Source organism: Pseudemcibacter aquimaris (assembly GCF_028869115.1).
Classification (GTDB): Bacteria; Pseudomonadota; Alphaproteobacteria; order Sphingomonadales; family Emcibacteraceae; genus Pseudemcibacter; species Pseudemcibacter aquimaris.
This window is the reverse complement of record NZ_CP079800.1, coordinates 2,230,691-2,244,159: the sequence shown is the minus strand read 5'-3', so window position 1 is coordinate 2,244,159 and position 13,469 is coordinate 2,230,691. Positions and strand designations below refer to the sequence as shown.

Genomic DNA, 13,469 nt, shown 5'->3' with positions numbered 1-13,469 from the left:
AACTTTTTCCAAAATTACCAATTTATCAATGTGGATTAGGTATTCTAATTAAGAATCGGGGGAAATGTTTATAACAGTTTTGAGTAGGGGTTATGCCTTATCAGATTACATCGGAAAATCGGGGGATTTATATAAAACTTGAAGGTGTAATCACGTTCAAGGATGTAAGACGTGCCGCCGCCGATGGCTGGGAACATGAAAACCGTGATTCAAATATTTATCAAATCTGGGATTACAGAAACACATTCGAATTCGAAGTAGAATTGCTTGAAACCGCACTTGCCGCACGCATGGATAATATTGCTTTTAGTAATATCGGTATTTTTACAAAGATTGCCGTTATTGCAGATTTGAATGAAATCATTGATAAATATAAAAGTTACCAGAAATATCTTGATCATACACTTGTTGAAGCGAACATCTTTAAGGAAGAAGAACAGGCCCGTGAATGGGTTGCAAAAAGAGAGGTTAGTAAATATTACTGGGGTTTATCCTGTTCTTCATGATTAAATTTTAAATCATCAATTAAGGCTTCAATTTTTTTAATCATTTCCTCTGTTTCTTCTTGTTTTTCACTGTTTTCAACAATGCTTTTTACCATTTTGGGATAGAATTCATTTTTCCATTCGTTTCGTTCTTCTATTGATAAAAAGTGAAAATTTACCCCCATTGACTGATTGCGTGATATTGCCCAAAAGGTTGTATCGCTTTGGTAAGCAACTGATGCCATTTGGCCCTCGTGGATGGCTTTTTCAATGCCGTGTTTTTGAAAATCGGTTAACCCGTCCCACACTTCCTGATTGATCATTATGGTATAAAATATGTTGTAAAAATCAGGAATGAGAGTTGTATGCTTAAAACGTTTATATAATTTTTGCACATAATTATTTTGCAGCATACCGATGTTGATATCGAAATCGGAACCTTCCTCGACAAGTTTTCCTTCAAGTGCCTCTGAAAAACCGATGAAGCGCCTTTCTTTCGGCTTAATATCTGTCCACATTGGATCTCAGGTACGGGCAAAGCCATTGATGATTTTTCCTTCAAAATCTATTGGTTTTTTAATTGGAGTGAGGCTGTTGATGCTTACATATGATGCATTGTATATGTGTCCTAATACCTTGACATTATATGTGGTTTCAATTTTTTCTGATAACCATCTGGCGGGTTCTGATGTCATGAACCTGCGTGAATGTTCCTCGCCGTTAAAAAGAAAGGGTATTGACTGGATCATAACTTCCGGAACGCGAGGAAGGAAAAATGCAGGGACGCTGGTTGCTTGTATTTGATTATTACTGGCGACCATGGATGGGGATTGGAACATGGGAATGCCGTCAGGTTGCTTGCCAGGTAAAATTTCCCAAACGATTTGACCGTCCGTATATTCATGAATTTTTTTAGCAATCAATTCTTGGATACGTGGGGTATGTGTTGGCATTTCACCTGTTTCGGTTGGGCCAAATACATTCCCCATTATTATGATTATGGGATCATCGGCAAAAACAGGATTGAAATTCAAAGTGAAAATAAAGGTGATAATTTTTATTATTCTTTTCATTTTTTAAATCCTGTTTTTTAGGAGGTTTTATTAACTAAATGCTTTTCTTAATACATCCGCGACATAAATCATTTCTTCCGGTTTTGCCGTGCTTATACGGACCCAGTCGGTAAATGGTCTAAAGGGGCGGGAACCCATAATACCATTTTCCCTTAAGAATGAATTTATTTCTGTTGAGGGTCTTTTTGCATTAAAGAATGTGAAATTGGTTTGTGATTTTATGTATTCCAATCCAAATTCATCAAAAACATTATAAAGAATATCAAGCGATTGTTTGTTTTTCTGTCTGATGAAATCCTGATATTCCGTATCTTGATAACTGACGATGGCTCCCATCTGGGCCATGTAATTCATCGATAGATCAAATGGCGCCGTGATTAATTTTAACGTTTCGGGGTGGGCGAATGCAAATCCAACCCGAATACCCGCCATGGCATGGATTTTTGATGCGGTTCTGGTAACGATGATATTTTGGTGATCTTTAACCAGTTCCGCCATGGTTTGATAATCGGGGCTATCTGCATATTCATAATATGCTTCGTCTATAAGTACGATTGCCTTTTTTGACATTTCAATACAGAAATCCTTTAATGCATTTTTTTCAATGATGGTTGGAATCGGGTTGTTGGGGTTACACAGATAAATCAATTTTACCTTGTCTGTTATTGCGGCACGCATAGCATCCAGATTAATCGCTAAATCGTCACCAACTGGTACCCGAATTATTTCTGCACCGATTTGTTCGCCGACACTCATAACGCTGTTATATGTTGGGTTAGGGGCAAGAATTGCGCCACCATCCATCCGGGCAACATAGGCCGCCTTTTCAAGAAAGGGACTTGAACCGGATGCCGCTGCGATATGATCTTCCGGAATATTTTCCATTTTCGCTATCACGGCTTTTAATTGGCCGCCTGCACGGAAATTATAAAGGTGTGCTTGCTTTGCTGCTTTATCCATTGCTTGTTGGGCTTTAATGGATGGGCCATAAACATTTTCATTGGCGCCACATCTGATTGGCGTTTGCATGGATGGATTTGTAATGGCATCTGGAAATGTTTGGCCGAATGCAATGTTGCTTGTCATCATGGTACCTGCGGCAATGCCGCCGCCGATAAGCCAGTCGCGTCTTGTGATTTGATCGTTCATAATTATTCTTCCTCGGCTGTGATTGGGGTAATCATTGTTCCAATGCCCTCGATAGACATTTCGACGACATCACCAGGCTTAAGGAATTCAGGTGGTGTGCGTGCAGAACCAACACCCGCAGGGGTTCCTGTAAGAACCACATCGCCCGGGTAAAGCGTCAGGATGGATGTAACATGTCTTAATAAGCGTTCTTCATTGTGGATCATGTCTTTTGAATTGCCATTTTGTTTTTCAATGCCGTTAACCTTGGTCATGATTTGTAAGTTTGCGCTGTCACCAATGAATTCACGAGGCACGATAACAGGACCAAATGGGGCTGCGTTGTCTCTGCTTTTGGCTTCAAACCAGTTTACACCAAAACTAAAGCCGCCTTCTTCCTCGTCATCAGGAAGGTCAGGATTATCGCGTGTGCTGACATCAAAAACGATGCTATAACCAAAAACATGATCTTTTGCGTTTTCAAGCGTCAGCCTTTTTGCTTTTTTGCCGATAATAACCGCCAGTTCATTTTCAAAATCCCAAACCTTATCAGATGGTGGAATAGGAAAAGCTGTGCCCGGATCAATAATGCTGGAACGTGGTGATTTAGCGAAGAAGACTGGTTTTGAACGGTCCGGGTCAACCGGCTTTGGATCGGGATTGCCGTAACGTCTTGCCATTTCCATGGAGTGATCTTGATAGTTTGCGGCTGCTGCCAGCATGTTATACGGATATTTAATTGGTGCCTTTAATGTTACTGCATCATATTCAAATGAAAAAGAACGCCCTGCTGAATTACCATTATAATGATTTGCAATTTGATAAAGTCGTGATTTAACGCCATCATAACTTTCTATCAAGTTACGCATATTTCTTGGGATGCGTTTTGATGAAAGGTTTTCTTCGCTACTCAACGCGGCATTGGCAGCTCTGATATCAAGGATTTGTCCCCCTAACACCATTCCTAATCTTGTCATGCCGTCTGCTTCAAATGTTGCCAATTTAAATGGTGTATCTGGCGATGTGCTTGGGGCGGCAATAGCCGTGATGCTATAAATTAAAGCGATAAATGCAGTTAATATAAGTCGCATTTCCTTCTCCGTATTTTGAAATTAAATTATTGATACGGAAAACGATAACACAACCACCCCTTTAAAATGTCCCGGGATGTATCGTAAAAATAGTTTTTATTATAATAAAATGATTATAATGAAGCTAAGAAATGGTCAGCTTTTCACCGATTAATTGGTAACTTTTTAATCTGCTTTCAAAATCATGTGTGACAGTTAGAAAGGCAAATTCATCCGTTTGCCAATATTTGCTTAAAAGTGCAATTTCCTCTTCAATTTTTTCCGGTGTACCAATGATAAAACTTTCGGCGAGCAGATTATAATAGCGCCAGTCGCGCGGCGAAAAACGTGTCATTTCATCCTGAATGATTTCCGGGGAAATCCATGGGCCGTCTTCACCGCGCGTTTGCTGTATGGTTTTTTTGTATAGTTGTGATGATGCTATGTAATCCGCTTCTTCCTGAGTGTCAGCACAATATGCACCCACGGCAATCATTACTTTTGGGTCATGGGTATGTCCGGCTTGCTCAAAGGCCTTAAGATATTCTTCGATAACATCATATTTTGCCCCTGTTGGCGCGATGAATAGGGCGAATGCCAGATGATACCCCAGATGTCCGGCAAGAGCCGCACTGCCGCCGCTGCTACCCAGCATCCATAGTTCTGGATTATAATCCGGATATGGGGATGCGATTAAGTTTTTAAACGGATGATCATCTTCCATATCCCCATATAGAAAAGATTTTAAATCAAGAGCTTGTCTTGAATATAATTCCCCATGTGTCGCATTTCCCGGCCATGCCAGCGCTTGACTGGAAAGGCCACCACCACCGGGAGCGCGGCCAATACCAAGATCAATACGGTCCGGGAAAAGGGTGCTTAATAATCTGAACTGTTCAGCGACCATAAAGGGACTATAATGGCTAAGCATGACACCGCCGCTACCAACGCGAATTCTGTTGGTAATGGATGCAATATGACTGATGAGTGTTGCGGGGGTTGGGCCGGAAAAATATGTCGCGCTATGATGTTCCGCGAGCCAGTATCTATAATATCCGGATTTTTCGCATTCTTTTGCCAGTTCTGCACTTAAGGCGGGGGCAGGGCGTGTGTCGCTTGAGCCCGGTTGGACAGGCGACTGATCAATAACAGTAAGTTTCATTTAATATTAATCCGTCGCCTGAGTATCTGTTAGCTTTCAGATTTAATTTTACTTAACATAAATAATAAAATAACAGCACCAACTGTTGCTGATACCAATGAACCTATCATGCCACCTACGCTAAGTCCTAATAGATTGAACAAAAATCCGCCTAGAAATGCACCTGCAACACCGATAGCGACATTTTTAACGATGCCATGACCAGATCCTTTCATAAAGTTACCAGCAAGCCAGCCGGCAATTCCCCCGATAATTAAAAACCAAATTAAGTTCATAACTTCCTTCTCCCTTTTTGTGATTAGGTGGTTGTATCTTGCATGCAAAACTCTATCTTGGCAATAAATTTTATTTTCTGTAAAAAAATGTGGATGTTTTATATAATGAAAACATGGCTTTATAAAAAGGATCACATAATTGAAGAATAAAAATATTATGCACATATTGATGTTTTTTACATTGTCTCTATTTGTCAATTTCGCTCATGCAAGTGAAAAAATGAATGTTATTGTCATTGTGCCTGATGATCATTCCAGGCGTGCAATGGGGGCTTATGGGGATAAGCTGGTCTTAACACCAAATTTTGATCAATTGGCAGAAGATGGCATTCTTTTTACCAATGCATATGCCGCTGCGCCCGTCTGTTCACCAAGCCGTGCCGCACTGCTTAGTGGCCAGTATCCCAGTCAGGTGGGTGTCCATGATTTTTTGATGTTAAATGAAAAATATAAGGACCGTGGGCTTAATACATCTGCGCTTATTTACCCGCAAGTTTTGAAACAAAATGGTTATGTCACGGGGATGATCGGTAAATGGCATTTGGGAACGGCACCAGAACGACATCCGTTGAAACGAGGGTTTGATTATTTTGTCGGATACGAACAGGATCTGGCACCATATAACCCCATTCTTGATGTAAATGGCGTAACACAAGAGATCAAAGGTCACACTTCAGATATATTCGTCAAATATGCCAAAGAATTTTTGAATGATAATAAAGATAATCAATTTTCACTAAATATATCATTCCGCGAGCCGCAACGACCATGGGATCAAGTGCCAAAACAGGATTTGGATGCTGTCTCTCATATCGATCCGATTGTGCCGGAAAGGGATGGGGTTGATACAGAATGGCTTAAAAAAATGACCCGGAATAACTATGCTGCAATACATGCATTGGATAGGGCTGTGGGCGAGGTTGTAGCCGAAGTGGAAAGATTGGGAATTGCTGATAAGACCATTATTTTTTATGTGGGTGATCATGGTATGTTAATCGGGCATCACGGCTATTTTGGTAGAGGGGCTGTTGGTGTGATTGCTGGCGATGAAGTTGTCGGCAGTGAAAATATTGCAAACCTTTATGATGAAGCCATTAAAATACCAATGATCATTAAGTGGCCTGGCGTGGTTAAAGAAAATATTGTGATAAATACCTCTGTTTCAAATACGGATGTTTATCCAACAATTCTGAGTATGCTTGATATAAATCTATCAGGCATTAACAACTTGGTAGGGCAGGATTTAACATCATTCATAAAATCAGAAAATGATGATGATCGTGCCGTGTTTGCTGAATATAACATGGAAAATTTTGGTAATGCTAAATTGCGTATGGTGCGACTTGGTGATTATAAATTGATAAAGCGTTTCGGTTTAAATGCGAAATCAGAATTGGTCGATGAACTTTATAACCTTGCTACTGATCCGGATGAGGAACAGAATTTAATCGCGGATGGTTCAAGTGCGCAGATAATAAAGCGTTTGGAAGATTTACTATATCAACATATGAAGGAAATTAATGACCCTGCTTTATAAGGGTTTCTTTATCTGATCTGTTTAATTTTTTAATTTCATATTCACGTTTTGATGCATCATTGCGATTAGCGTGTTTTTCTGTGTAAGCAATTTCAAAGGGGCCGCGCCCGCGCGTGTACTTGGCGCCAATTCCACTTTCATGATCGGATATTCTTTTTTCAAGGTTATTTGTGATGCCTGTGTAAAATGTATCGTCGTTACATTTCAAAATATACAGAACCCATTTGGACATTTAATTTCCCTGATTTTAATGTTATAGGTCACTTTACATGATTGAAAATAAAATAAAAGCTGTGATCAATGCCCAAAGCCGTGCCGTTACTTTCAAAAATTCCTGAGAAATCAGAATTTTATCAGAAATACTGGAATAAAAGCCCTTTTATTATCAAGGGTGGGATAGATAAAACAGTGCTGCAAGAGCTGATCCCTGCTGAAGAGCTGGCGGGACTTTCATTAGAAGAGGACATACGTTCCCGGATCGTCATGTCAGGCGCCACACCGAAGGATTGGACATGCGAACATGGCCCATTTGACGAAGAAAAATATTCGACGTTACCAGAAATGAACTGGTCTTTACTTGTTCAAGATGTTGAGAAAAACCACCCGCCCACGGCATCATTGTTGGGCGAGTTTGCATTTTCACCTTCTTGGCTGATTGATGATGTGATGGTTAGCTATTCGGTGCCGGGTGGTGGTGTTGGTCCGCATATTGACAGTTATCATGTATTTTTGGTTCAAGGACAGGGAAAACGGTCATGGAAAATTGGCCATGATCCAATTCAGATGGGAGAATATATCGAAGACATCGATTTAAAAATTCTAAAGCATGAATTTGACGGTGATGTGTTCGATGTGGAAGCAGGGGATATTATATATATTCCGCCATATTTCCCACATTCCGGCGAAACCACCCAGGAAAGTTTGACGTATTCCGTTGGGTTTTTGGGGCCGTCCTTATCAGAAATGATGGTTGAATTTGGCCATTTTATCGAGGAACAGGAAAAATTAAACAGCCGCTATGCTGGTGCAAAACTTGATGAACAATCCTCCGGTGATGATATGTCTGTGGGTGAAGTGGAAAATTTCAGAAATTCGATGAGAGACGCCATCAATTCTGAACATTTTGAAGCATGGCTAAGATCATATTTTGATGATCAGTGTGATTGATCGTCACTTATCATCAAATAGCATCGCAAGTTGATCAGTAATCGCGCCGCCAAGTTGTTCCGCATCCATAATGGTAATGGCGTTTTTATAATAACGCGTCACATCATGACCAATACCAATCGCCAGTAGTTTCACCGGTGACTTGGTTTCAATAACCTCAATCACATGACGAAGATGTTCTTCAAGGAAGTTTGCATTGTTTGATGAAAGCGTGCTGTCATCAACAGGTGCACCATCGGAAATAACCATGAGAATACGGCGTTCTTCTGGTCTACCTATTAATCTGTTATGCGCCCATAATAAGCTTTCGCCATCAATATTTTCCTTAAGCAATCCTTCACGTAGCATAAGACCAAGGTTATTTCGGCTTCTGCGTAGTGGCGTATCAGCAGATTTATAAATGATATGACGCAGGTCATTAAGGCGTCCCGGGTTATCCGGTTTACCGTCCTCTGTCCATTTGATGCGGGATTTTCCGCCTTTCCACGCTTTGGTGGTGAAGCCAAGAATTTCAACGCTTACACCGCAACGTTCCAGTGTTCTTGCGAGGATGTCACCACACATGGCCGCGATTGAAATCGGTCTACCACGCATTGACCCCGAATTATCCACAAGTAAGGTCACAACCGTGTCTTTAAAATCACTATCATGTTCAATTTTAAATGATAACGGATGTGTCGGGTTGGTCACCACGCGGGTCAGTCGCGCTGTATCCAGAATGCCGTCTTCCAAGTCAAATTCCCATGCGCGGGTTTGTTTCGCCATTAGAAAACGTTGTAATCTGTTCGCTAGCTTCGAAACCATACCTTGTAAATGATAAAGCTGTTGATCCAGTTTTTTACGTAGCTGGATCAGCTCATCAGGGTCACATAATTCTTCTGCGGCGATGCATTCATCAAATTCACGGGTATAGGCTTGATAACCCGGACCGGATGCAAAGCCGAACGGGTCATTATCATTGCGCGGTGGCGACGCTTCTTCTGATTGGGCTTGCTTTAGCATTTCCATCAGTTCTTCGGTGGTCATTTCCGTTGACATTTCACCGGTTGCGCCGTCGTCAGATTCATCTTCTGATTGTTCGCCGCTTTCTTCTATGCCGTCTTCGTCGCTTTCCTGTTCGTTTTCGATCTCTTCTTCGACTTGTTGATTGCTGTCGGCTTGATCATCCATGTCGTCGTTGGTTTGATCTTCTTGTTCTTGTGTGTCGTTATAATCACGGGCAAGATCAAGATCGGCAATGATCTTGCGGCTCAGGATAGAAAACTGGTCTTGATCATGGATGTTGGCGATTAATTCATCCAAATGCTCGCCTGCTTTTTCTTCGATTTCGTATCTTAAGTCATTAACGGCTTTGCGGGTGTTTTCCGGCGGCAATTCATGGGTAAGACGTTCACGGACTAGTAACTTCATCACATCACCAAGGAAGACCTGCTTATCGCCTTCGCATTTGGTCATTTCATGGTTTTCATAATGATTTTCCAGGTGCGCTTTTAGGTTTTGTGCGACCCCCTTCATTTCCATGCTGCCGATGGCCTCGACACGCGCATCTTCGATAGAATTATATACATCAACGGCAATATCACCCTTGGGCATATATTTGTAATGAAGTGAATTATCGTGAAAACGTTTGTTCAGGGAAAAGCTATCCCCTTGACCGCGAAGTTCGGCGATTTCTGCAGCCGACATATCGGAATATACCATTGGCAAGCGTAATTGCCCTGGTTTTGGGGAAGGGGCCGTGCCAAAGCTAACCTCTACTTCCGGATCACCAGCAAGTACGCGCACCGTACTGGATACGGCGCGTTTAAAATCTTCTAATTTTTGAAGATTGCCTTTGCTCAATGTAACTTCCTTATTCGGCAGAAGTTGAAATTATACTGCCGCCTTTTAATTCCTCACCGAAACAACGCTGATAATATTCTGCAATAACCGGACGTTCCAGTTCATCACATTTATTCAGGAACGACAGACGGAAAGAAAATCCTAGATCTTTAAAGATTTCGAAATTCTCTGCCCACGTTAGTACGGTACGCGGGGACATCACGGTTGAAATGTCACCATTGATAAAGCCCTTACGGCTAAGATCAGCAACCTGAACCATTTGTTTGATGATTTTGATGTCTTCTTCATTTTGCATCATCGGCATTTTCGCCGCGATGATGTTTTCTTCATGTTCATGCGGCAAGTAATTAAGCGTTGTTACAATGCTCCAGCGGTCCATTTGCCCTTGGTTGATTTGTTGTGTGCCGTGATAAAGACCGGATGTATCACCAAGACCAATTGTATTGGTTGTGGCGAATAATCTGAATGCCTCATGTGGGCGGATCACTTTATTCTGGTCAAGCAGTGTAAGCTTACCTGCGACTTCAAGCACGCGCTGGATTACAAACATCACATCTGGACGACCCGCATCATATTCATCGAATACAAGTGCGGTTGGATTTTGTAAGGCCCACGGCAGAATACCTTCTTTAAATTCTGTGACTTGTACCCCGTCTTTAAGGGTAATGGCATCCTTACCAATAAGATCAATACGGCTGACGTGACTGTCGAGGTTAATACGCAAACAAGGCCAGTTAAGACGTGCTGCAACCTGTTCAATGTGTGTGGATTTACCGGTACCATGATAACCTTGTACCATCACGCGGCGGTTATGTTGAAAACCAGCAAGAATAGCGAGCGTTGTATCATGATCAAAAAGGTAGTTTTTATCAATTTCCGGAACATGTTCATTTGGCTCTGCAAAAGCAGTGACTTCCATATCAGAATCAATGCCGAAAACTTGTCTAACATTCAGCTTCATATCTGGTGTGCCGGATTCTGCACCCTTTGTCGTAGTCATTTTATAAGATCCACTTGAATTTTATTTGTTAAAATCTTTTTCTTTCAAGGCGTTATAGGCCTCTGTCACTTTGGTAAATATATATGTACCATGTTCAAGATCGGGATTTTGGTCTGGATGGCAATGTTTTACAAGTGTTTTATATGCTTTTTTTATTTCATCCAGATTTGCACCTGTATCAAGGCCCAAAACTTTTAGATTTGCGATATCTTCGCGGGTGTATTCAATCAGCTTTTCACCAGTGGCATGCTTCATACGAACGGATTTATTTATGTCCGGGTACGGCTTGGAATAATTCTGATAAGTTTTGCTTTTTGCTTTTTGTTCTTGCGTCCAGTTTGGGCCCGCTGAGCCAAAGAAAGGACCAGATGAAACAACACTTAAATCAAAGGTTCGTGCATGAAGCGCACAGAACCAGTGAATGTCATTCATATCTGAAGAGGCCTGTATTCTATAGCGGCCTTCTTTCGGACATCGATGCCATTCGCAGTCGCGTATATGTGCTTTCTGTTGCATATGTTGCTTTGATGTTGTTATTTCATTGATGATTGACTATAGCATTAATAAGCATATTTTAAAGATAAAAGAAAGGGTTAGATATGTCAGTAAAGGAAACCATTGAGGCAAAAATCAATGATCAGATCAAACCTGAGCAATTAGAAGTCATCGATGAATCCCATAAACATGCTGGTCATGCCGGTGCCAGACCGGAAGGTGAAACCCATTTCCATATCAACATGACGGCAAGTGCCCTAAACGGCCAGTCACGCGTTAATCGTCAACGTATGATTTATAAAGTACTTGCTGATGAACTCGCTGGCCCCATCCATGCATTATCGTTGGATGTAAAAGGCACAGAAGATTAAAACAAAAACAGCAGCATTAACGGAACAAGTGCGAAACTCATGAGCGTGGTTGTGAAGATCAGGCTCGCGACCTCGTCTGGGTTTCTGTTGTAGCGGGCGGCGAGCAAATAACTGAATACCGCGACCGGCATTGACATTTGTAAGATCAAAACGTTCCTGTCCACACCAGTATATCCGAACCAGTTCGCAACCACGATACCGATACCAATTCCGACGGCCATTTTTATGGCGCCGATTGTTGCAATTTTGCCAAGTTTAATGATTTGAAGTCGCGCAAGTGATGCTCCAAGCGCAAGAAGCATCAGCGGGATCATAATTCCGGCTAGCAGTTCTGTTGTATTCATAAGCCAAATGGGTGGTTCAGTTCCCGTCATGATGAAATAGGCAGCTGCGACAATACCCCATAATATTGAAAGCCTTAATAGTTCATGGATTTTCATATTCCCATGAGATATCAGCAGAGACACTGTATATTGGAAAATGGAACCGACCACATAAAAGGCAATAGCATATGACATGCCGATATTGCCAAAGGCAAACAGACATAAAGGAATACCCATGTTGCCACAATTTGATGACGAAAGGGCAATGATGTATCCCCGTTTCGGAAGCCCGGCCATATAAACAAAAATTGCGGATGCAACAAGCAAGATCACAATCGCCACCAGTGAAGCAAACATAAATGTTGTCATCGCGGAAATATCATCACGCAGACCAAGCAGTCCGATAAAGACAAGACACGGCGCACCTAAATTCATATTAATGCGGGTGATGAAATCGGTTGGAAATTCATATTCCTTTTTTACCCAGATAAAACCGATCAATGAAATAAGCAGTACTGGTGAAACAACATTAAAAAGTTCAGCAAACATATATGATCAGCTTTCGTAAGTAATTTCGGGTAAATGCGTTTTAGTAAAATCGGTGAATTGTTTCAAGAGCGCTTCACTTTCATCACTTAAGTTATAGGATGTTTTTACAAATCCAATTTCCCGCTTGAAATCATAACCAATCATTTTGACGCGGCGAACGCCATCATGTTCATAATGATCCGGCATTGTGGTAAATCCCACACCAGCAGCGACCATGGCAATGGCCCGTTCATCCTGTGTGGTATTATAAACAAGGCGGGGTCTTACGTTGTTATCTGTGAAAAAACGACTTGTTTCACTTAATATTTCGCATCTTGATCTGACGATTGTCGGTTCACCTGCGAAGTCCTCTGGGTGGATGGTTTCTTGCTTTGCAAGCGGGTGATGTTTGGGAAGGGCTATTGAGTATCCCTCTTTATAAAGCGGGATTTTTTCCTGATTTTGCGTTGGTCTTAAAATTGTCATGGCAATATCAATTTGCCCTTCTTCAAGGCGGTTTTGAATTTCCTGTTCTGTCCCTTCAAACAGTTCGATGACGACTTTGCCGTCTTCGCGTTCAAATGCAGAAAGAATAGTGCTGACGATATTGATTGGAATAGTCGATAAAATACCAAGTTTTAAGACGTTCGAATGGCCGGTGGATTTGATATCGGCTTCAGCCAAATTTAATTGATAAAGGATGGATTTTGCGTGCGGAACGAACCGCGTCCCACTTTCGGTTAAGAAAACACGTTTGGATGTTCGGTTGAATAATTTTTTCCCAAGATCCTCTTCAAGTTTTTTAATGCCGGCAGATAATGTGGGTTGGGTGACAAATACTCTTTTGGCGGCTTTTGTGAAACTTCCGGTTTCGACAACGGCCAAAAAATAACGAAGTTGATAATTTTCAATCATAAAATATATCTTTTAAAGTTTTGTAATTAATAGATAATATCTATGATAAAGGGGTTTGTAAAATTCATTCTTTTGGTTTAAGCTACCGCAAAAATAAA

At 41.3% G+C, this 13,469-nt stretch carries 14 protein-coding genes and 1 pseudogene; 4 read left to right on the top strand and 11 right to left on the bottom strand.

Translation table 11 applies throughout. The annotated features are described in order from the left end of the window. Positions 1 to 92 precede the first annotated feature (92 nt). Positions 93 to 506 carry an STAS/SEC14 domain-containing protein gene (locus KW060_RS10570; protein WP_249034793.1) on the top strand — a complete coding sequence of 138 codons (414 nt, stop codon included), beginning with the start codon at positions 93 to 95 and terminating at the stop codon, positions 504 to 506. On the opposite strand, the pseudogene KW060_RS10565 reads toward KW060_RS10570, so the two are convergent. The 5 genes and pseudogenes from KW060_RS10565 to KW060_RS10545 all read right to left on the bottom strand — a co-directional run bounded on the left by KW060_RS10565 (position 479) and on the right by KW060_RS10545 (position 5,193). Further along, positions 479 to 1,438, bottom strand: a pseudogene (locus KW060_RS10565) (TRAP transporter substrate-binding protein). The gene KW060_RS10570 and the pseudogene KW060_RS10565 sit on opposite strands and share 28 nt — an antisense overlap. 150 nt (positions 1,439 to 1,588) lie before the next feature. Next, positions 1,589 to 2,707, bottom strand: coding sequence for a pyridoxal phosphate-dependent aminotransferase (locus KW060_RS10560; RefSeq protein WP_249034792.1), 1,119 nt, complete (start codon positions 2,705 to 2,707; stop codon positions 1,589 to 1,591). Positions 2,708 to 2,709: 2 nt separating this feature from the next. Beyond that, complete coding sequence (locus KW060_RS10555) at positions 2,710 to 3,777, bottom strand: fumarylacetoacetate hydrolase family protein (protein WP_249034791.1); 1,068 nt, start codon at positions 3,775 to 3,777, stop codon at positions 2,710 to 2,712. 124 nt (positions 3,778 to 3,901) lie between these two features. Next, positions 3,902 to 4,918 (bottom strand): MsnO8 family LLM class oxidoreductase, encoded by a 1,017-nt coding sequence (locus KW060_RS10550; protein WP_249034790.1) that lies wholly within the window; start codon positions 4,916 to 4,918, stop codon positions 3,902 to 3,904. A gap of 29 nt (positions 4,919 to 4,947) precedes the next feature. Continuing rightward, complete coding sequence (locus tag KW060_RS10545) at positions 4,948 to 5,193, bottom strand: GlsB/YeaQ/YmgE family stress response membrane protein (protein ID WP_249034789.1); 246 nt, start codon at positions 5,191 to 5,193, stop codon at positions 4,948 to 4,950. A 220-nt stretch (positions 5,194 to 5,413) separates the two neighbouring features. Between KW060_RS10545 and KW060_RS10540 the strand changes: the two genes are divergently transcribed. Beyond that, positions 5,414 to 6,730 (top strand): sulfatase family protein, encoded by a 1,317-nt coding sequence (locus tag KW060_RS10540; protein ID WP_249034788.1) that lies wholly within the window; start codon positions 5,414 to 5,416, stop codon positions 6,728 to 6,730. Here the strand turns inward: KW060_RS10540 and KW060_RS10535 are convergent. Continuing rightward, entirely contained in the window at positions 6,711 to 6,962 is a 252-nt protein-coding gene (locus KW060_RS10535) for a GIY-YIG nuclease family protein (RefSeq protein WP_249034787.1), read from the bottom strand. The two genes, KW060_RS10540 and KW060_RS10535, sit on opposite strands and share 20 nt — an antisense overlap. Before the next feature lie 68 nt (positions 6,963 to 7,030). Between KW060_RS10535 and KW060_RS10530 the strand changes: the two genes are divergently transcribed. Beyond that, entirely contained in the window at positions 7,031 to 7,897 is an 867-nt protein-coding gene (locus KW060_RS10530) for a cupin domain-containing protein (protein WP_249034786.1), read from the top strand. 3 nt (positions 7,898 to 7,900) lie between these two features. Here KW060_RS10530 and cobT read toward each other — a convergent pair whose 3' ends face one another. Genes cobT through KW060_RS10515 form a run of 3 tightly spaced genes read right to left on the bottom strand, consistent with a single transcriptional unit; the run spans position 7,901 to position 11,255 of the window. After that, positions 7,901 to 9,739: a cobaltochelatase subunit CobT gene (gene cobT, locus KW060_RS10525; protein WP_249034785.1), complete on the bottom strand. Its 1,839-nt coding sequence runs from the start codon at positions 9,737 to 9,739 to the stop codon at positions 7,901 to 7,903. Between the two features lie 10 nt (positions 9,740 to 9,749). Next, complete coding sequence (gene cobS, locus KW060_RS10520; protein ID WP_249034784.1) at positions 9,750 to 10,739, bottom strand: cobaltochelatase subunit CobS; 990 nt, start codon at positions 10,737 to 10,739, stop codon at positions 9,750 to 9,752. 21 nt (positions 10,740 to 10,760) lie between these two features. Beyond that, positions 10,761 to 11,255, bottom strand: a complete 495-nt coding sequence (locus KW060_RS10515) for a J domain-containing protein (RefSeq protein WP_249034783.1) — start codon at positions 11,253 to 11,255, stop codon at positions 10,761 to 10,763. A gap of 83 nt (positions 11,256 to 11,338) precedes the next feature. Here KW060_RS10515 and KW060_RS10510 point away from each other — a divergent pair, with 83 nt between their 5' ends. Next, entirely contained in the window at positions 11,339 to 11,605 is a 267-nt protein-coding gene (locus KW060_RS10510; RefSeq protein WP_249034782.1) for a BolA family protein, read from the top strand. Here the strand turns inward: KW060_RS10510 and KW060_RS10505 are convergent. Both KW060_RS10505 and KW060_RS10500 read right to left on the bottom strand, forming a co-directional pair. Next, positions 11,602 to 12,477: an AEC family transporter gene (locus tag KW060_RS10505; protein WP_249034781.1), complete on the bottom strand. Its 876-nt coding sequence runs from the start codon at positions 12,475 to 12,477 to the stop codon at positions 11,602 to 11,604. The genes KW060_RS10510 and KW060_RS10505 overlap by 4 nt on opposite strands. A 6-nt stretch (positions 12,478 to 12,483) precedes the next feature. Next, positions 12,484 to 13,371 carry a LysR family transcriptional regulator gene (locus tag KW060_RS10500; protein WP_249034780.1) on the bottom strand — a complete coding sequence of 296 codons (888 nt, stop codon included), beginning with the start codon at positions 13,369 to 13,371 and terminating at the stop codon, positions 12,484 to 12,486. Positions 13,372 to 13,469: the final 98 nt, after the last annotated feature.

What these genes read in the sequence shown, in the direction of transcription:
- KW060_RS10570 (WP_249034793.1), top strand. Translation starts at nt 93, where the DNA reads ATGCCTTATCAGATTACATCGGAAAATCGGGGGATTTATATAAAACTT.
- KW060_RS10560 (WP_249034792.1), bottom strand. Translation starts at nt 2,707, where the DNA reads ATGAACGATCAAATCACAAGACGCGACTGGCTTATCGGCGGCGGCATT.
- KW060_RS10555 (WP_249034791.1), bottom strand. Translation starts at nt 3,777, where the DNA reads ATGCGACTTATATTAACTGCATTTATCGCTTTAATTTATAGCATCACG.
- KW060_RS10550 (WP_249034790.1), bottom strand. Translation starts at nt 4,918, where the DNA reads ATGAAACTTACTGTTATTGATCAGTCGCCTGTCCAACCGGGCTCAAGC.
- KW060_RS10545 (WP_249034789.1), bottom strand. Translation starts at nt 5,193, where the DNA reads ATGAACTTAATTTGGTTTTTAATTATCGGGGGAATTGCCGGCTGGCTT.
- KW060_RS10540 (WP_249034788.1), top strand. Translation starts at nt 5,414, where the DNA reads ATGAATGTTATTGTCATTGTGCCTGATGATCATTCCAGGCGTGCAATG.
- KW060_RS10535 (WP_249034787.1), bottom strand. Translation starts at nt 6,962, where the DNA reads ATGTCCAAATGGGTTCTGTATATTTTGAAATGTAACGACGATACATTT.
- KW060_RS10530 (WP_249034786.1), top strand. Translation starts at nt 7,031, where the DNA reads ATGCCCAAAGCCGTGCCGTTACTTTCAAAAATTCCTGAGAAATCAGAA.
- cobS (WP_249034784.1), bottom strand. Translation starts at nt 10,739, where the DNA reads ATGACTACGACAAAGGGTGCAGAATCCGGCACACCAGATATGAAGCTG.
- KW060_RS10515 (WP_249034783.1), bottom strand. Translation starts at nt 11,255, where the DNA reads ATGCAACAGAAAGCACATATACGCGACTGCGAATGGCATCGATGTCCG.
- KW060_RS10510 (WP_249034782.1), top strand. Translation starts at nt 11,339, where the DNA reads ATGTCAGTAAAGGAAACCATTGAGGCAAAAATCAATGATCAGATCAAA.
- KW060_RS10505 (WP_249034781.1), bottom strand. Translation starts at nt 12,477, where the DNA reads ATGTTTGCTGAACTTTTTAATGTTGTTTCACCAGTACTGCTTATTTCA.
- KW060_RS10500 (WP_249034780.1), bottom strand. Translation starts at nt 13,371, where the DNA reads ATGATTGAAAATTATCAACTTCGTTATTTTTTGGCCGTTGTCGAAACC.